The following is an 18,050-nucleotide window of genomic DNA, read 5'->3' on the forward strand; positions in this document are numbered from 1 at the left end:
TGCGCGAATATGTCTGCATCGGCGCGCCGGACGACGTCGCCGCCTTCCGCGAGCGCTGGATGGTGCGCGCGCAGGCAATCGCGCGCGATCTCGGGCTGTCATTCAAGGTCGACCAGGCCAGCGACCCGTTCTTTGGGCGCGTCGGCCAGATCATGGCGGTGAGCCAGAAGCAGCAGTCGCTGAAGTTCGAATTGCTGGTGCCGCTGCGCTCCGAGGAGCAGCCGACCGCCTGCATGAGCTTCAACCATCACCGCGAGCATTTCGGCACCACCTGGGGCATCAGCGACGCCAACGGCGAGCCGGCGCATACCGGCTGCGTCGCCTTCGGCATGGACCGGCTCGCGGTCGCGATGTTTCACACCCATGGCGTCCGCCTCGAGCGATGGCCCACGCGGGTGCAAGAGCTGCTCGATCTGGAGCGTGGCGTCGCCGTCCGCGGCCTCGCGGAGCGTTGAGTGAGGCCAACCGACGTGAACGCCCTACGACCCATGATCCGGTGCCGCGAGATCGGCGACGCCGATCTCGATTCGATCGCCGATCTCCTGACGCTCGGCTTCGCCGGCCGCGCCCGCTCCTACTGGATGCAGGGCCTGCGGCGCCAGGCCACGCGCAAGGTGCCGAGCGGCTACCCGCGTTTCGGCTACATGCTCGACAACGCCGGCGTGCCGGTCGGCGTACTGCTGTTGCTGTACACCGCGCGCGATGGCGATGATGGGCTTGCGATCCAGTGCAACCTGTCGAGCTGGTATGTCGAGCCCGCCTTCCGCAACTACGCGCCGATGCTGACGAAGATCGCGCAGCGGCACAAGCAGGTCACCTACCTCAACATCAGCCCGGCGAGCTGGACTTGGCCGATCATCGAGACCCAGGGCTTTCGTGCCTATTGCAAGGGCCTGTTCTTCGCGCTGCCGGCGCTGTCGCGCCCGGCGCGCGGCATGAGCGTCGAGACCGTTGCGCCGGATGGCCGCGACATCGACGGCCTGTCGCAAGCTGAAGTCGAGCTACTGGCCCGGCACGCGGGCTATGGCTGCCTCAGCCTGGTCTGCCGCACACCAAACGCGGCATCCCCGTTCATCCTCTCGCCGGTGCGCATCCGCCGCGGCCTGTTCGCACCGCCCGCCATGCAACTGATCTATGCCCGCGGCGTCGCCGACTTCGTCGGGTGCGCCGGCGCGATCGGCCGCCTGCTCCTGCGACAAGGCATGCTTGCGGTGCTGATCGATGCCAATAGCGCCGTGGCCGGCCTCGCCGGCCTCTACACCGAGAAACGGGGCCGCAAATATTTCAAGGGCCCGCACCCGCCGCGCCTCGCCGACCTCACCGACACCGAGCTCGTGCTGTACGGGCCGTGAGGCGAGACGAGAATCGTAGGGTGGGCTAAGGCGCAAAGCGCCGTGCCCACCATTTCTCGACAGTACGGTTTTGAATGGTGGGCACGCTTCACCTTCGCTCTTCGAGCGCAGGCGAAGCTTAGCCCACTACGCATCGCAATGATCATCACGCCGCAAGCCGCGCGGTGTGGGCGAAATCCCAATAGAGCTGCCGCGCCTTCCTATAGAACGGCCCGACCGGCAAAGTGCGGTCGTCGATCCGGGTCACCGGCGCGACCTTGGCGAAATTGCCGGTCGAGAAAATCTCGTCGGCGCCGGCGAAGTCGGCATACGACAATGTCTTCTCGATCACGGTGACGCCGTCGCCGTGGAGCAGCTCGATCACGCGCTGCCGGGTGATGCCGTTGAGGAAGGTGCCGTTCGGCGCCGGCGTCAAGACGACGCCGTCCTTCGCCATGAACACGTTGGCATTGCCGAATTCGGCGACATTGCCCAGCAAGTCGAGCATCAAGCAGTTGTTGAAGCCGCGCGAGGCGGCTTCGAGCAGCGCGCGCGAATTGTTCGGGTAGAGGCAGGCCGCCTTGGTGTCGACCGGCGCGCATTCCAGGGTCGGTCGCCGGAACGGCGACAGCGTGATCGCATTGCCGGTCGGCTGCGGCAGCGGCGCCTCATGGATGCACAGGCACCAGTTGGTGCTGTCAGGATCGAACAGCACGCCGCCGCCCACGCTGCCCTGCTCGGCCCAGTACATCGGCCGGATATAGAGCTCGGCTCTGGCGTCGAAACGGGCGATGCCATCACGTGCGAGCCCAAGCCAGGTGTCGAGATCGACCGACGGCCTCAATTTGAAATTGGTCGCGGACTGGTTGACGCGGCCGAAATGCCGATCGAGATCGGGCGCGACGCCCTCGAAGGCGCGGGCGCCGTCGAACACCGTGGAACCGAGCCAGGTCGCATGCGTGCGCACGCCCATGATCGGCGCATTGCCCTCGCGCCAATCCCCCTCGAAGAAGGTCCAGGTCCTGGAGTAGCTCGCGGATTTTCTGATCTGGCTCATTGCTGCCGTCCATCCCCTGTGCACGAGGCCTCGCCGTGCGCAATCGCACGGCCCATGCTGGAAATCATTTGGGGATTTCCTTGTCAATCGCGGTGCGATTTTGATTGATTTGGGGCCGGCCGACTACCCATGATGGAGCCCTTGGTTAACCGGAGCCGCCATGCCGCTCGACCCCGTTGCCAAGCGATTGCTCGCCATGCTGGCGGCGGCTGCGCCCGCCGAGCGGGCACGGCCGAGCGCGAGTGAGCGGCGGTCGTCACTGGTCAAGCTGATGCAGTTCGCGCACGCCGAGGCGGCCAAGGTCACGACCGTCGACGGCACGCTGCCGGGACCGGCCGGCGAGATCGCCTATCGGCTCTACCGCCCCGTTGGCGACGGCTCCGAGCGCGCGGCGGGCTTCGTGTTCTTCCATGGCGGCGGCCTGGTCGCGGGCTCGATTGAGACCCATGACCGGGTTGCGGCGGCATTGGCCGAAGCCACGGGCTGCCGCCTGATCTCGGTCGACTACCGGCTGGCACCCGAGTACAGGTTTCCGGCGGCGATCGAGGATGCGATCGCCGCCACCGAATACGTCTCGCGCGAGGCCGGCGCGTTCGGCATCGATCCTGCGCGCCTCGTCGTGGGCGGCGACTCCGCGGGCGCCACGCTCGCCGCCGCGGTCTGCCAGCACGCGCAGCGCCATGCCGGGCTCAGCCTCGCCGCGCAATGCCTGATCTGCCCGGTGCTCGATTTCGAGGAGACATCACCCTCGCGCGAAGCCTTCGCGGAGAACCATCTGCTCGACCGCGTGACGCTGGAAGCCGATCTCGCGGACTATCTGGGCGAAGGCGCCGACGCGGCCGACCCACGGGTCTCACCGCTGCGTGCGCTGAACGTCGCCGGGCTGCCGACCGCGATCATCCATACCGCGGAGTTCGATCCGATGCGCGACGAGGGCAACGCCTATGCGCGCAAGCTGTTGGCCGCGGGCGTTGCGGTCGAACACGTCTGCCACGACGGCATGATCCACAATTTCCACGCGATGGGCGCGGTGCTGCCGCAGGCCAGGCTCGTGCTGTCGCAGATCGGCGAGCAGATCCGCCGCGCGATCGGCTGATCGCAAACGATTCAAATCCTCATTAACCAAGCGATATTCGTTAGGGTTATTTCGTCAATCTTGGCGCGAATTGTTGCTCGCGCTACACCTGCAATCTAACAAGATGGCGGCGCGAGAAGCATCGTCGAAATGCGATTTGTCCCGCGCCCAGCGGAGGTGACGATGCGCAACGAGACGATCGCAATCCACGCCGGCTACGATCCCGATCCGACCACGCATTCCGTCGCCGTTCCGATCTACCAGACCGTCGCCTACGCCTTCGACAGCGCCGATCACGGCGCCGCGCTGTTCAACCTGGAAGCCGAAGGTTTTCGCTACAGCCGGATCGCCAATCCCACCACGAGCGTGCTCGAGAAACGCATCGCCGAGCTCGAAGGCGGAGTCGGCGCGCTCGCGGTCGCGACCGGCCAGGCCGCGCTGCATTTCGCCTTCGTCAATCTCGCCGACCACGGCGGCAACATCGTTTCCGTGCCGCAGCTCTACGGCACCACGCATACGCTGCTCGCCCACATCCTGCCGCGTCAGGGCATCGCCGGCCGTTTCGCCACGAGCGACCAGGCCGACGCGATCGAACGCCTGATCGACGACAACACCAAGGCGGTGTTCGCCGAGACCATCGGCAATCCCGCCGGCAACATCTGCGACATCGAAGCCTTGGCGAAAGTCGCGCACCGCAATGGCGTGCCGCTGGTGGTCGACAACACGGTGGTCGCCCCGATCCTGCTCAAGCCGTTCGACTACGGCGCCGACATTGCCGTGCATTCGCTGACGAAATTCCTCGGCGGCCATGGCACGACGCTCGGCGGCGCCATCGTCGACAGCGGCCGCTTTCCATGGGCCGACCATGCGGCCCGCTTCCCGGCCTTCAATCGACCCGACGCCTCCTATCACGGTCTCGTCTATGCCGAACGGTTCGGGCCGAAGGCCTTCATCGAGCGGGCGCGCAGCGTCTATCAGCGCACCATGGGCGCGGTGCTCTCGCCCTTCAACGCTTTCCTGCTGCTGCAGGGCATCGAGACGGTGGCGCTGCGCATCGAGCGCCATGTCGAGAACGCCCGCAAGGTCGCCGAATATCTCCGCAACGATCCACGCGTCGCCTGGGTCAACCATGCCGGTTTTCCCGACAGCCCGTACTACGCGCTGGCGCAGAAATATCTCGATGGCAATGCCTCCTCGCTGTTCACCTTCGGCATCAAGGGCGGCCTGGAGGCCGGCAAGACCTTCTACGACGCGCTGAAGCTGATCACGCGGCTGGTCAATATCGGCGACGCCAAGTCGCTCGCCTGCCATCCCGCCTCCACCACCCATCGGCAGATGTCGGCGGAGCAGCAGCGCATGGCCGGGGTGCTGCCCGAGACCATCCGGCTCTCGATCGGCATCGAGCATGCCGACGATATCATCGAGGACATCGACCAGGCGCTGGCAACGGCCTGCCCGCAGGCGCGGCTCGAGGCCACGGAATAGAGCGGAGGCATCGCCGTGGCGCTTTGGGTCGACAGAGGCCCGACCATCGAGAGCCCGGCGCTGGCGCCGGGCGAGCACGAACTCGATCGCGGTGCACGCGATGGGCTGACCATCGGCCTGATCAACAACATGCCGGACGGCGCGCTGAAGGCGACCGAGCGTCAGTTCATGCGGCTGTTGCAGGCCGCGGCCGGCGAAAGGCGCGTTCGCCTGCTCTGCTTCTCGCTGCCGTCGGTGAAACGCTCGGCCGCGGCGCAGATCCACATCGACAGAGACTATGCCGACATCGCCAGGCTCGACCGGCTGCCTATCGACGCGCTGATCGTCACCGGTGCCGAGCCGATCGCCGTGCGGCTCTCCGACGAGCCGTTCTGGCACGAATTGACCGGGATCATCGACTGGGCCGCGATCAACACCCGCTCGACCATCTTCTCCTGCCTCGCCGCGCATGCGGCCGTAGAGCACCTCGACCGGATCGAGCGGCAGCGCCTGCCGGCGAAATGCTCGGGCGTGTTCGACTGCGTCAAGGCGACCGACGACTGGCTGACGCGCGGCCTGCCCGCCGCAGTCAGGATTTCGCACTCGCGCTACAATGAGCTGAGAGAGAGCGACCTCGTCGCTGGCGGCTACGAGGTCCTGACCCGCTCGAGGGAAGCCGGCGTCGACATCTTCAGCTGCGCACTGAAGAGCCGCTTCATCTTCTTCCAGGGCCATCCCGAATACGACGCCAACTCGCTGCAGCGGGAATACATGCGCGATCTCGCACGCTTCCTGAACGGCGAACGCGACGAATATCCGGCCATTCCCACCCTCTATTTCGACGAGCCGACCGAAACGCAGTTGCGCAAATTCGAGCGGCGCGCAAAGGCGGCGCGCCATCCGGTGCTGGCGGCCGAGCTGCCGGGTCTCACGTTGCGCAGCGACGTCGCCGCAGGCGTCGCGGCGCGGCTCATTTTCGCAAACTGGCTCGGCTTTCTGGCTGCGGAAACCCACGCGCCGTCGCCCGTTTCCTTGCGAAAATAGCGCCGATGTACGCCGGCTGGTCCTCGCTCAAGGCACGTGCCGGCAACCGGCTGGCGCGGCACTTCCAGCCCACCCCGCTGCTTCTGGCCAACACCACGGCCATGGTGAGCTTCACCTTCGACGACATCCCCGACAGCGCCGCGCGCGTGGGTGCGCCGCTGGTGGAAGAACATGGCGGCCGCGCGACCTTCTACGTCGCCGGCGGCCTCGTCGGCGAGTCCTGCCGCTACTGGACCGGCGTCGCCGCCGACGAGATCTTCGCTCTGCATCTAGGGGCACGAGATCGGCTGCCATACCTTTTCGCACCCGAGCGCGGCCGCTCTGGACGAAGCGGGGATGGCGGACGAATTCGAACGCAATCGCCGCTATTTCTCGGCGCTCGATCCCTCGATCCGTCCGGAGAATTTCGCCTACCCGTATGGCCTCGCCTCGATCGGCTACAAGCGGCAGCTCAGGGGCAGCTTCCGTTCCTCGCGCGGGATTCTGCCGGGGATCAATCGCAGGCTTGTCGACCTGCATTTCCTGCGCGCAACGCCGCTGGTCGAGGAGCTGATCGACGGTCCCGCCATCGAGCACGCTTGCGAGGCCCCCGAGAGCGGCGGCTGGCTGATCTTCTACAGCCACGACATTGTCGCGCGACCAAGCCCTGATGGCTGCGCGCCGCAGTTCCTTCGCCGCGCGCTGAGAGCCGTGTCGCGCCGTGATATTCCGATCGTGACGGTCGCAGAGGCGCTGAGGCGCGCGGGAGCCTAGACCTTTTGCGGCGGGGTACCGACATATCCCGTGAGCAGCACGAGGCCGGACTTCCGGTCGCGCAGCGCGAACAGGAACGGCTTGTCGACCGTCATTCTGACGTGGTCCGGCAGACCCAGCGAACGCATGGTCACGACGGCCGATGCGACGGCGGCTTCGGTGCCTTCCTCCGAGAGCCGCAGCTCCAGCTTCTGCACGATGCGGGTGATGACCAGCGCCTCGTCGGAGAACTGCTCCAGCGCATCGGGCTTCTGGCGGGCGGCGCGCAGGCCGAGCGCGTCGAGCGGTGCAAGCAGTTCTTCGGCAGCCGATAGCGACAGTTTCGGAAGCGCAATCTCGCCGGTTGCCATCGCGAATCCCTGCCCGCCGAGCCAGGCGGCGGCTGCAGCGAAATCCGCAAGCGCCGCCGGCGCCGACCTGGTCGTCACCACGACGAGACGGTAATCATCATGGGTGTAGCCCAGATCCGCGGCGATGAAGCGATCGTCCTGGCGGAACGAGAACCTGCCGACCGGCGAGTGCATCATCATGACGTCCACGGCATTGCCGGAGACGGTCTGGAATTTGTCCGGCCTGGTCTGGGCGCGGTCGAACGGCGTCTGCCACCGGTCTTTGAAGTAGAGCGCGTTGACGGCGATCAGCCCGAGCGATTCCGGAGCCTCCTCGATAACGGAGGGGATCAGGTCGCGGGTCTTCTGCTTCACCCAGCCGTTGATGCGCTCGATGATCCTGGGATCGCCGAGATTGTCGACGAGCACGTCCGCGCCGGCGCCTGACAGCCCAAGCAACGCCAACCGCTTCGGCCGCGACGAGCGATCGAAGGCGAGCAGGTTGGCCAGCACCAAGGCACCATCACCGCCGGCGCGCTGGATGACGGTCGACACCACGTCGCGCAGCGCCTTGAGATCGTCCTCAAGCCGCCCGCGCGGAACGCGGTTGAAACTGAGCGACCGGTGAATCGCCATACACAGCGACTGGTTCGCGCCGAGGTCGACGAAGGAAAGGATCGCTGCGAGGCTCGCGGGCGAGACGATCAGATTGGCGTTGCCGTCGGGCTTGCGGTGGGCCGCGAGATAGTGAAGCAGGCTCTCGCCGAGCCGCGACTGCGCCGCCGCCAGCCCATCGCCGCCCGCTTCGGGACTGACGCTTGAGGCGGCATCGAGAATGTCGGCAAAGGCGGCGCGGCCGGCCAATCCAAGCAGGGCCGCCACGCCCATCTGCAGCAACAGCCGGCGGGTTGGGGAAGTTCTCTTCATCGCAATCGCCTAGGCAGCAGGAACGGGAGTCAAAATGCACAAGCAAATCGAAACGACCCTATCACCGGTCGGGGCGGCGGTGGGTGTGACCGAGGTCACTGAGCCTGCGGATGATCGCATCGTCACATCGCACACGGAGCCGGATCGTCATGTTTGTTCACGGAGGCGCCGACGGGAACCGCATGACGTTGCAACGAAGCAAATCAGCAATAGATTTGCCGGGATTGCGCCTCTACTGTGCAGGCTGCCCGAGCAAACCATTCGAAGATGTCCGTTCCCGCCAACGTCCCGGCCCACAGCGACACACCCGCCGTCCCAGACGCGACTGCCCTGCTCAACTCCGTGTTCGGTCTCACCGCCTTTCGCGGCGCGCAGGAGGAGATCGTCCGCCATGTGACGGAGGGTGGCAACTGCCTGGTCCTGATGCCGACCGGCGGCGGCAAGTCGCTGTGCTACCAATTGCCGTCGCTGTTGCGCGAGGGCTGCGGCATCGTGGTTTCCCCCTTGATCGCGCTGATGCGCGATCAGGTCGCGGCCATGGCGGAGGCCGGCGTCAACGCCGCGGTGCTCAACTCCACGCTTTCGTTCGCGGAAGCCTCCGAGGTCGAGCGGCGCCTCATTGCCGGCGATCTCGACCTGCTCTATGTCGCGCCGGAGCGCCTCCTGACGCCGCGCTGCCTTGCGCTGCTCGGCCAGGCGCGGATCGCACTGTTTGCGATCGACGAGGCGCATTGCGTGTCGCAGTGGGGGCACGATTTCCGCCCCGAATATGTCGGCCTGTCGGTGCTGGCAGAGCGTTTCCCCACGGTGCCGCGCATCGCGCTGACCGCGACCGCCGACGAGCTGACGCGCAGGGAGATCGTGGAACGGCTCGCGCTTGCCGACGCGCCGCAATTCGTTTCGAGTTTCGACCGCGCCAACATGCGCTATGAGATCGTCGAGAAGCAGAACGGGCTGGCGCAATTGAAGGCCTTCATCGCCGAGCGCCATGCCGGCGAGGCCGGAATCGTCTATTGCCTGTCGCGCGCCAAGGTCGACGATGTCGCGGCCCGGCTCAGTGAGGCCGGCATTTCCGCGCTGCCCTATCATGCCGGCCTCGACGCGACGGTGCGCGCGCGGCACCAGGACCGCTTCATCAACGAGGACGGCATCGTCGTCGTCGCCACGATCGCGTTCGGCATGGGGATAGACAAGCCCGACGTGCGCTTCGTGGCGCATCTCGATCTGCCCAAGAGCATCGAATCCTATTACCAGGAGACGGGACGCGCCGGGCGCGACGGCAAGCCGTCCACGGCCTGGATGGCCTTTGGTTTGTCCGATATCGTGCAGCAGCGGCGGATGATCGACGAATCAAATGGCTCGGAGGCGTTCAAGCGCGTCTCGGTCGGCAAGCTCGATGCGCTGGTGGGGCTGGCGGAAACCGCCCACTGCCGACGCGGCCGCCTGCTCGGCTATTTCGGCGAGATCGTTGAAGGGACGAATTGCGGCAATTGCGACAACTGCCTGTCTCCGCCGCGCGTCTATGACGGCAAGATCGTCGGGCAAAAACTGTTGTCCTGCGTCTATCGCACCGGACAGCGCTTCGGCGCCATGCACCTGATCGACGTCCTGGTCGGACGCCTGACCGACCGCGTTAAACAGTTTGAGCATGACAAACTGTCGGTGTTCGGCGTCGGCCGCGAGCTCAACGAGAAGCAATGGCGTGCCGTGTTGCGCCAGCTCGTCGCCATGGGCCATCTCCGCGCCGACAGCGAGGCCTATGGCGCGCTGAAATTGACCGAGACCGCGCGCGGCGTATTGAAAGGCGAGACCGAGGTCTTGCTGCGCGAGCAGGCCCCGGCCATGCGCATCCGCGCCATCCGCCCGCAGTCGCGGCGCGGGGATCTCGCAGCCGTGCCGCCCGGCGCGCAGGGCGACGTCGATCCCGAACTGCGCACGCGGCTGCGGACGTGGCGCTCGAACATCGCCCGCGAGCGCGGCGTGCCGGCCTACGTGGTACTCCACGATTCGACCATCGACGGCATCGTGCGCGCATGGCCCACGACGCTCGACGAATTGCGCGGCGTGCCGGGAATTGGCGACAAGAAGCTCGAGCATTATGGCGAGGAGCTGTTGCGACTGATGAAGGAGCGCAAATAAGTGCAGGCGGGTGAGCGAAGCGTAACCCGCCCTTTCGTGATCACCAGAACACTGCACACGATTACGCTTCGCTGATCCGCCCTACGACTTGCGACCGCTGATGCAGCGAGGCGAGTCGTCAACCATTCCTGAACGCATAGGCGTAGCCGTTGATTGCCGGCGCGCCGCCGAGATGGGCGTAGAGCACCTTCGACCCCGCCGGGAAATATCCCTTCTGCACGAGATCGATCATGCCCTGCATGGATTTGCCCTCATAGACGGGATCGGTGATCATCCCCTCGAGCCGCGCACAGAGCCGGATCGCCGCTTTTGTCTGGTCCGAGGGAACGCCATAAGTGGGATGCGCATAGTCCTCCAGCAGCACGACGTCGTCCTCGACGATCTCCTGCCCGAGTCCGACGAGGTCGGCGGTATTCTGCGCGATCGAAAGTACTTGCGCCCTGGTCTGCGCCGGCGTGAAGGACGCATCGATGCCGATCACCTTGCGCGCGCGGCCGTCCTTGGCAAAGCCGACCAGCATGCCGGCATGAGTCGAGCCGGTGACAGTGCAGACGACGATGTAGTCGAAGGCGAAGCCGAGCGCCTTCTCCTGCGCCCGCACCTCCTCGGCGAAACCGACATAGCCGAGCCCGCCATATTTGTGCACCGAGGCGCCGGCCGGTATCGCATAGGGCTTGCCGCCCTTGGCCTTGACGTCGGCGATCGCCTCTTCCCAGCTCCTGCGGATGCCGATGTCGAAACCGTCGTCGACCTGGTGCACATCGGCACCCATGACGCGGCTGAGCAGGATGTTGCCGACGCGGTCATAGACTGCATCCTCATGCGGCACCCAGCTCTCCTGCACCAGGCGGCACTTCATGCCGATCTTGGCGGCGACCGCAGCAACCATCCGGGTATGGTTGGACTGCACGCCGCCGATCGACACCAGCGTGTCGGCATTGGAGGCGATTGCATCGGGGATGATGTATTCGAGCTTGCGCAGCTTGTTGCCGCCGAAGGCGAGCCCCGAATTGCAGTCCTCGCGCTTGGCATAGAGCTCGACCTTGCCGCCGAGATGCTGCGTCAGCCGCTCGAGTTTCTCGATATAGGTCGGCCCGAAGGTGAGCGGGTAGCGCGCGAATTTTTGCAGCATGACGTGATCCGATAGGTGAGGGTGCCGCCTTTTAGCAGCGTCCCGCCGCAGGCGCCATGTGAGCAAGGCGGCGCCGAGATACCGGCGCCGCGATTTCCGCATTTCGGAACTCCGCCGCTAGGCGACCGCCACGACCGAAGACGTGGCCGGCGCGGCGCACTCTATGGGCTGGCAGCGCCGTCGATCTTGGTGCCTTCCAGAAACAGCCGGGCGCATGCGCGGGCACGCTGCTCGCGTTCTTCCGTCGTCGGTGGCGGTTGGTGACCGAACATCACCGCGCGTTGCGGCTGGAAGGTCAGCATGCCGAGCAGCATGCCCGCAGCAGAAGTGGCGTCATCGAGCTTGATCCGCCCACGCTTCTGCTGGGTCAGCAGCCAGCGCGCCAGCGTCTCCTCGGTGCGCCGGATCGCCTTGTGATAGAAGGTCTCGGCGATGTCGGGGATGCGGTCGCTCTCGGCCAGGATCATCCGCTGCACCGCGATCACCTCGCCATCCAGCATCAGCTCGGCGCAGATCGACAGGGCCTCCGTCAGCGCCTGCTCGATGCCTTCGCCCTTGCAGGCCCGGAGGTCGACAATGGAGACGAAGCGGTCGATCCGGTCCGTCACCATGGTTTCGAACAGCGCCGTCTTGTTGGGAATCAGCCGGTACAGCGTCTTGGTCGACACGCCGGCGCGGCGCGCCACGCTTTCCATGCTGGTCGCGGCATAGCCGCTGGTTGCGAATTCGCGCCGCGCCGCCTCCGCGATCAGCGCACGTGTCTCTTCGTCGGACCTGACCTGCGGACGGCCGCGCCCGCGCGGGCCTTCCGTTACCGCCCGTTCTTCCTCACCGCCATTTCCCGGTTTTGTGATCGCCATGTCTTTAAATGATGCCTGTCATTCCATTGACAGTCCGAATATGGGGTCTATTTTGGAAAACGTCAAGTTTCCTTATTCCCCGCGCAAGGCCCCGAACGGAGGTCCCCGCGGCGGACAGCCCGAGGGAGGGCGACCATGAGCCGAGTTTCCACTGCTTTCCAGGCCGAACGCGAGGTTCCGGCCGACGTCGTGCAGGAGCTGCTGCGCCAGCCGGATCAGGCCGGCGCGGCGGCTGCGCCCACAACCCCGGTGCCCGCCGTGCCGCGCAAGGATCGCATCCGGCGCTGGCTGACGACGGCGGCGGCGATCGCCGTGCTGGCCGGCGGCGCCTGGTATGGCTTCGACTATTGGACCGTCGGGCGCTTCCAGGTGTCGACCGACGACGCCTATGTGAAGGCCGACAACACCACGATCGCGCCGAAAGTCTCGGGCTACCTGACCGAGGTCGAGGTCGGCGATAATGAGCGCGTCAGGGCCGGCCAGGTGCTGGCGCGGATCGACGACCGCGATTTCAAGGTCGCGCTCGACCAGGCCAAGGCCGACGTTGCGGCAGCGCAAGCCGCCGTCGCCAGCAAGCAGGCGCAGCTCGAGGTGCAGCAGGCCGTGATCCAGGCCGCCAGGGCCACCATCGACGTCGACACCGCGACAAGGACGTTCGCGAGCCAGGAGAACAAGCGCTATACCGACCTCGCCGCCACCGGCTACGGCAGCGTGCAGAACGCGCAAGCCGCGCAATCACGCAACGCCGGCGCCGAGGCCGCGATCCTGCGCGACACGGCGAACCTGGCGTCCGCCGAAAAGCAGGTCGAACTGCTCAAGGCCGAGATCGCGCAAGCGGTCGCGGCCTCGGCGCGGGCGACGGCGCTGCAGCGCCAGGCCGAGCTCAATCTCGGCTACACCACCATCACCGCCCCGATCGACGGCGTGGTCGGCAACCGCACCTTGCGCGTCGGTCAGTACGTCGCGGCCGGCACGCAACTGATGTCGGTGGTGCCGGCGAGCGGCGCCTACATCATCGCGAACTACAAGGAGACGCAGCTCACCGATGTGCACGCAGGCCAGAAGGTCGACGTCGAGGTCGACATGTTTCCCGGCCAGGTCGTGCACGGCCACGTCGATTCGCTGGCGCCGGCCTCGGGCCAGGAGTTCGCGCTGCTGCCGCCCGACAACGCCACCGGCAACTTCACCAAGGTGGTGCAGCGCATTCCGGTGAAGATCGCGCTCGACGGCGGCGCCGAGGTCGCGCTGCGACCGGGCATGTCGGTCATTCCGACCATCGAGACACGGACGCGGACGGCCATCGCCTGGCCCGCCGCTCCCTCCAACGCGGCCGGAACCGCCAGGCTCGCCGCCGCGAACGCCGTGAGGTGATGCCATGGCTACCCTCGCTTTATCCACATCCACCCCCGCCCCGCAGGCGGCGGCTCCAGCCAACCCCGATCGCGCCAGCGCCACGGTCTGGGTGGCCGTATTCGCGGCGATGATCGGCGCCTTCATGGCGATCCTGAACATCCAGATCACCAACGCCTCCCTGCTCAACATCGAGGGCGGCATCGGGACCGGCGTCGACAATGGCTCCTGGATCTCCACCTCCTATCTGATCGGCGAGATCATCGTCATCCCGCTGACCGACTATCTCAGCCGCGTATTCACCTTCCGCAACATCATGCTGGCGCACGCCACGCTGTTCGCGGCGTTCTCGGTCGCTTGCGCCTTCACCCACGACCTGCCGTCGATGATCACGATGCGCGGCCTGCAGGGCTATTTCGGCGGCGTGCTGATCCCGATGGCGTTCACGCTCGTCTTCACCAAGCTGCCAAAGGCGCAGCAGCCGATCGGGCTTGCAATGTTCTCGCTCGCCGTGACCTTCGCGCCCGCGATCGGGCCGACCATCGGCGGCTATCTCACCGAGAACTATGGCTGGCAGACCATCTTCTTCGTCAACGTCATCCCGACCGCGGTCATGGTCGCGCTGCTCTACGTCACGCTGGAGCGCCAGCCCATGCAGCTCGGCCTGCTCCACGAGGGCGACTGGTTCGGCATCGTCACCATGGCGGTCGGGCTGTCGGCGCTGCAGGCGGTGCTGGAGGAAGGCAACAAGGACGACTGGTTCGGCTCGCCCTTCATCGTCAAGCTCGCGGTCACGGCCGCGGTCAGCCTGACCCTGTTCATCTGGAACGAGCTGGTGGTCGAGAAGCCGCTGCTTAGGCTGCGGCTGCTCGCGCGGCGCAATTTCGGCGCGGGAACGCTCGCCGCCACCCTGCTCGGCTTCGGCCTGTTCGGCTCGGTCTACCTGCTGCCGGCCTATCTCGGCCAGGTGCAGCGCTACAATGCCGAGCAGATCGGCAACGTGCTGGCCTGGACCGGCCTGCCCCAGCTCGTGCTGATTCCGCTGGTGCCGAAGCTGATGCAGCGCTTCGACGCCCGCCACATCGCGGTCGTCGGGCTCGCACTGTTCGCCGCCTCAGCCTTCATGAACACGACGATGTCGCTCGACTATGCCGGCGACCAGCTCTGGATCCCCAACATGGTGCGCGCCGTCGGCCAGGCGCTGACCTTGGCGCCGCTGTCCGCCGTCGGCCTCGGCAGCGTCGCGCCGCAGGACGCGCCGGCCGCCTCCGGCATCTCCAACATGATGCGCAACCTCGGCGGCGCGATCGGCACCGCCCTGCTCGCCACCATCGTCACCAAGCGCGAGCAGTTCCACTCCAACATCATCGGCCAGTCGGTCGATCTCGGCCGCGAGGAGGTCCGCACCCGCATCGCCGAGCTCACCAACTACTTCCTGGCCCACGGCGTGCCGGACCCGGCGGGCGCACGGCACCAGGCCATCATCGCGCTCGGCAACACCGTCCGCCGCCAGGCCCTGGTGATGGCCTTCAGCGACACCTTCGTGGTGCTCGGCATCGTGCTCGCGCTCGCCGCGGTCGCGATCCTGCTGACGCGGAAGGCCAAGGCCGCCGCTGACGCCGGCGGCGCGCATTGACCCCTGTCGGCAACCTGCTGTCGATCATCGCCACAATTATGCCGCAGCCGCTGCGCCCGGGCAGGCCTTGCCGACCGGGCGCGGCCACGATGATGACACGTCGCCGCCAAACCCTGCCTCCATGATGTCGGGATGCTCGACCATCTGCCGCAACGGCTGCGCAGCCGCATCGAGACCGAGCTCGACGACGGCGAGTCGATCTGGTGGGTCGGCCGGCCGTCGCTGTTCGGAAAGAGCACCGAGACGCTGGTCGGCCTCCTGTTCCTGTGCGGCTGGGGCGCGGCGATGGTGGCGCTCGCCGTCGATTCGGCCTGGTGGGATTCGCGCGGCACGGTCACGGGCGACCACGACCCGCATTCGCTCGCCGGAATGTGGGACATCTTCACCACTTTCGGCTGGGACGCGGCCTTCCTCGTGCTGGGCCTGATCGCCCTGCTCACCAGCCTCTCGGCAGTGATCGCGGCCTTCGCCATGACGCGACGCATCGCCTATGTGGTCACCAGCCGGCGCGTCCTGATCGTCGGCGCGAAGCTCAGGGCGGTGACGCCGGACCGCATGCCGTTCCTGGAGAAGACGCCGGGCAAGGGCGTGTTCTTCGACCGGCTGATCGCCACCACCAGCGACGGCAACCGCTATGTCCGGCGCATCGGCTTTGCCTATCTGACCGACAGGGCAGCCGACGCGGCCGAGCGCGCGCTGCTCGCACTGATGCTGCGGCGGCCGGCCGAGACGGTGGTCGGCGTGGGCGACGCCGTCATCATCGACCCCCGCCTGCCGGTGCCGGCCGCGCCACTGGTGACGGCCGCCTTGCAGCAGGCGGTCGAATGCGAACTGCGGCAGGGCGAGACGCTGGCCTGGCTCGGTCGGCCGTCGCCGCAGCACGTGCCGGCGGTGCAGACCGCGGAGGTTCTCGACGAATCGGTTGGCTGCTTCGGCGTGCTGCTCGTGCTGTGGCTGGTCGCCAAACTCGTGCAGCAGCACGCGGGCGGCGGCGAGACCGTGTTCCTGCACCCCCCGGTCGGCCTGTTCCTCCTGACCTTCGCAGGCTTCTCCGGCGCGCTCGGCCTCAGCCGGATCTGGGCCTCCCGGCGACGTATCGAGCGCACCATCTATGCCGTGACCGACCTGCGCGCGATGATCGTGGTGGCGAACGAGAGCGTGAAGAGTTTTCTCCCAGGTCAGCTCGCCCATCCCGCGATCGAGGAAGGCAAGGATGGCCTGAGCCACCTGTCCTTCGTCGACGAGACGGTGTGGGACCGCAGCGGCCGCCCGCAGGTGCAGCGCGGCGGCTTCGAGGCGCTGGTCGAGGCACACAGCGCGCTGGCGGCGCTGCAGCGCCTGTTGCCGCACGAGGAGCCCATGCCCGAACGCAACGCCGCCGTCGGCCCGTGAAGCCGGCGAGCGCGTTTTCGCAAAAGCTTCACCACCGCGCCGCATGGCATCGACAATGCCGGCCGCAAGCGGCCATGCTGACGACACGGCCGTGCCCATCGCCCCGACTAGCGTCGTCCTATGCTCGAACATCTGCCGCAGCCGTTGCAGGAGCGTGTCACCGCCATGCTCGCCGAAGGAGAGGAGATCTGGTGGGCGGAGCGGCCCTCGGCCTGGCGCTGCGTGACCCGCAACTGGTTTGGCATCCTGTTCATGCTGGGATGGGGCGGCGGCGTGCTCGCAATCCTCTTCGCAGCGGCCTACGGCAACCTGCAGCGCTGGCTCTCCGGTGACGGGCCGCTGTTCGACACCTCGGCCGGGACCTGGAACGCGCTTGGGACCGGCGCGGCGCTGGCGGCATTCCTGGTGTTCGGGCTCGTGGCCTTCATCGGCGCGCTGGTGACGCCGCTTCTCTCGTTCGCGAAGGCGCGCCGCACCGCCTGTGTCGTCACCAGCAGGCGCGCGCTGATGGTCGGCGCCGAGCTGCGCAGCGTGACGCCGGACCAGATGCCCTTCGTCGAACGAGGGCCCGGCGCCGGTGTGTTCTTCGAGCGCATCGTCGCCACCGACAGCGACGGCGACCGCTTCATCGAGCGGCGCGGCTTCGAGCATCTGCAGATGCGCGCTGTTGCCCAGGCCGAGCGCGCGCTGTTGCGGTTGCTGCGCGCGCAGCCGGCGCAGGTCAGGAGCATCGACGGCGACGCCGGGCCACCCACCGCCGACGCGACGGCGCCGCAGGAGATGCCGGCCGCGTTGCGGCCGGCGGTGGAGCGCGAGCTCGCGCCCGGCGAGCGGCTGGCGTGGCTCGGCCGGCCGGCGCCGCGCCAGGTCATGACGGAAGCAGCCTCGCACTTGCGCGACCAGTCGGTCGGCTGCGCCGGTCTGCTGCTCGTCCTGTGGCTGGTCGCAAAGCTGGTGCAGCTTCTCGTCGGCGCCGGCGAGACGGCGTTCCTGGCGGCGCCGTTCGGCTTCTTCCTGCTCGCCGCGATCATCCTGTCCGCGGCGATCGTCCTCGTGCGGTGGCTCGGCGACCGGCGCCGTGCGGGACGCACGGCCTATGCGGTGACCGACGGCCGCGCGATGATCGTCGTGGCGGAGCACCGCGTGACCAGCTTCCTGCCGGCACAGCTCGGCCATGTCAGGATCGACGATGATCTGAACGGCCTCTGCCGCCTGACCTTCCTCGACCAGACGCTGGCCGATGCGGACGATCAGCACCGGCAACAATATCGCGTCGGCTTCGAGGCCCTGCCGGACGCGCGCGAAGCGGTCGCGGCGCTGCGGCGGCTGCTCGCAGCCGATGGCTCGCCGCCCGACGCCGGCGATCGCGACGCAGCCGCACCGCCACGTAACGGCGCGGCCTGAGACCAATCTGATTGCCACGATTTCGGTTCACCTCTCCCTGACGACGGAGAGAGGTCGAAAGCGAAGCTTTCGGGTGAGGGGGACTCTCCGCGAATCCAGCTGCGGAAGCAGCCCCTCACCCCAACCCTCTCCCCGTGAAGAACGGGTGAAGAACGGG

At 67.0% G+C, this 18,050-nt stretch carries 14 protein-coding genes and 1 pseudogene; 11 read left to right on the forward strand and 4 right to left on the reverse strand.

From position 1 onward, the window contains the following. Both JOY90_RS38935 and JOY90_RS38940 read left to right on the forward strand, forming a co-directional pair. Positions 1–455: pseudogene (locus JOY90_RS38935) on the forward strand (hypothetical protein); the annotation flags it as partial. A gap of 33 nt (positions 456–488) precedes the next feature. Then, entirely contained in the window at positions 489–1,352 is an 864-nt protein-coding gene (locus JOY90_RS38940) for an acyl-CoA acyltransferase (RefSeq protein WP_291696387.1), read from the forward strand. 145 nt (positions 1,353–1,497) lie between these two features. Here the strand turns inward: JOY90_RS38940 and JOY90_RS38945 are convergent, their stop codons facing one another. Further along, complete coding sequence (locus tag JOY90_RS38945; protein ID WP_291696388.1) at positions 1,498–2,388, reverse strand: branched-chain amino acid aminotransferase; 891 nt, start codon at positions 2,386–2,388, stop codon at positions 1,498–1,500. 160 nt (positions 2,389–2,548) lie between these two features. Here JOY90_RS38945 and JOY90_RS38950 point away from each other — a divergent pair, with 160 nt between their 5' ends. The 4 genes from JOY90_RS38950 (at position 2,549) to JOY90_RS38965 (ending at position 6,724) form a co-directional block, all read left to right on the forward strand. Then, complete coding sequence (locus JOY90_RS38950; RefSeq protein WP_291696389.1) at positions 2,549–3,484, forward strand: alpha/beta hydrolase; 936 nt, start codon at positions 2,549–2,551, stop codon at positions 3,482–3,484. 162 nt (positions 3,485–3,646) lie between these two features. Then, entirely contained in the window at positions 3,647–4,948 is a 1,302-nt protein-coding gene (locus JOY90_RS38955; protein ID WP_291696390.1) for an O-acetylhomoserine aminocarboxypropyltransferase/cysteine synthase family protein, read from the forward strand. 15 nt (positions 4,949–4,963) lie between these two features. Next, the gene (locus JOY90_RS38960) at positions 4,964–5,971 is read left to right on the forward strand and encodes a homoserine O-succinyltransferase (protein ID WP_291696391.1); all 1,008 of its coding nucleotides are present in this window, start codon (positions 4,964–4,966) and stop codon (positions 5,969–5,971) included. A gap of 321 nt (positions 5,972–6,292) precedes the next feature. Beyond that, a complete protein-coding gene (locus tag JOY90_RS38965) occupies positions 6,293–6,724 on the forward strand; it encodes a hypothetical protein (RefSeq protein WP_291696400.1) in 432 nt (143 codons plus the stop codon). On the opposite strand, the gene JOY90_RS38970 is transcribed toward JOY90_RS38965, so the two are convergent. Next, positions 6,721–7,980: a serpin family protein gene (locus JOY90_RS38970; RefSeq protein WP_291696392.1), complete on the reverse strand. Its 1,260-nt coding sequence runs from the start codon at positions 7,978–7,980 to the stop codon at positions 6,721–6,723. The genes JOY90_RS38965 and JOY90_RS38970 overlap by 4 nt on opposite strands. Positions 7,981–8,247: 267 nt before the next feature. Between JOY90_RS38970 and recQ the strand changes: the two genes are divergently transcribed. Then, positions 8,248–10,119, forward strand: a complete 1,872-nt coding sequence (gene recQ / locus JOY90_RS38975; RefSeq protein ID WP_291696393.1) for a DNA helicase RecQ — start codon at positions 8,248–8,250, stop codon at positions 10,117–10,119. A 118-nt stretch (positions 10,120–10,237) separates the two neighbouring features. On the opposite strand, the gene JOY90_RS38980 is transcribed toward recQ, so the two are convergent. Beyond that, complete coding sequence (locus tag JOY90_RS38980; RefSeq protein ID WP_291696394.1) at positions 10,238–11,251, reverse strand: 1-aminocyclopropane-1-carboxylate deaminase; 1,014 nt, start codon at positions 11,249–11,251, stop codon at positions 10,238–10,240. Between the two features lie 161 nt (positions 11,252–11,412). Next, positions 11,413–12,111 carry a TetR/AcrR family transcriptional regulator gene (locus JOY90_RS38985; RefSeq protein ID WP_291696395.1) on the reverse strand — a complete coding sequence of 233 codons (699 nt, stop codon included), beginning with the start codon at positions 12,109–12,111 and terminating at the stop codon, positions 11,413–11,415. Between the two features lie 135 nt (positions 12,112–12,246). On the opposite strand from JOY90_RS38985, the gene JOY90_RS38990 reads away from it, so the two are divergent. From JOY90_RS38990 to JOY90_RS39005, 4 genes are all read left to right on the forward strand, one after another. Further along, positions 12,247–13,482: an HlyD family secretion protein gene (locus JOY90_RS38990; protein ID WP_291696396.1), complete on the forward strand. Its 1,236-nt coding sequence runs from the start codon at positions 12,247–12,249 to the stop codon at positions 13,480–13,482. Positions 13,483–13,486: 4 nt separating this feature from the next. Continuing rightward, positions 13,487–15,097 (forward strand): DHA2 family efflux MFS transporter permease subunit, encoded by a 1,611-nt coding sequence (locus tag JOY90_RS38995; RefSeq protein WP_291696397.1) that lies wholly within the window; start codon positions 13,487–13,489, stop codon positions 15,095–15,097. A 132-nt stretch (positions 15,098–15,229) separates the two neighbouring features. After that, positions 15,230–16,489 carry a hypothetical protein gene (locus JOY90_RS39000; protein WP_291696398.1) on the forward strand — a complete coding sequence of 420 codons (1,260 nt, stop codon included), beginning with the start codon at positions 15,230–15,232 and terminating at the stop codon, positions 16,487–16,489. A gap of 120 nt (positions 16,490–16,609) precedes the next feature. Beyond that, complete coding sequence (locus JOY90_RS39005) at positions 16,610–17,893, forward strand: hypothetical protein (protein WP_291696399.1); 1,284 nt, start codon at positions 16,610–16,612, stop codon at positions 17,891–17,893. The last annotated feature ends 157 nt before the right edge of the window (positions 17,894–18,050 follow it).

The sequence above is a fragment of the Bradyrhizobium sp. genome, from assembly GCF_019242285.1.
Classification (GTDB): Bacteria; Pseudomonadota; Alphaproteobacteria; order Rhizobiales; family Xanthobacteraceae; genus Bradyrhizobium.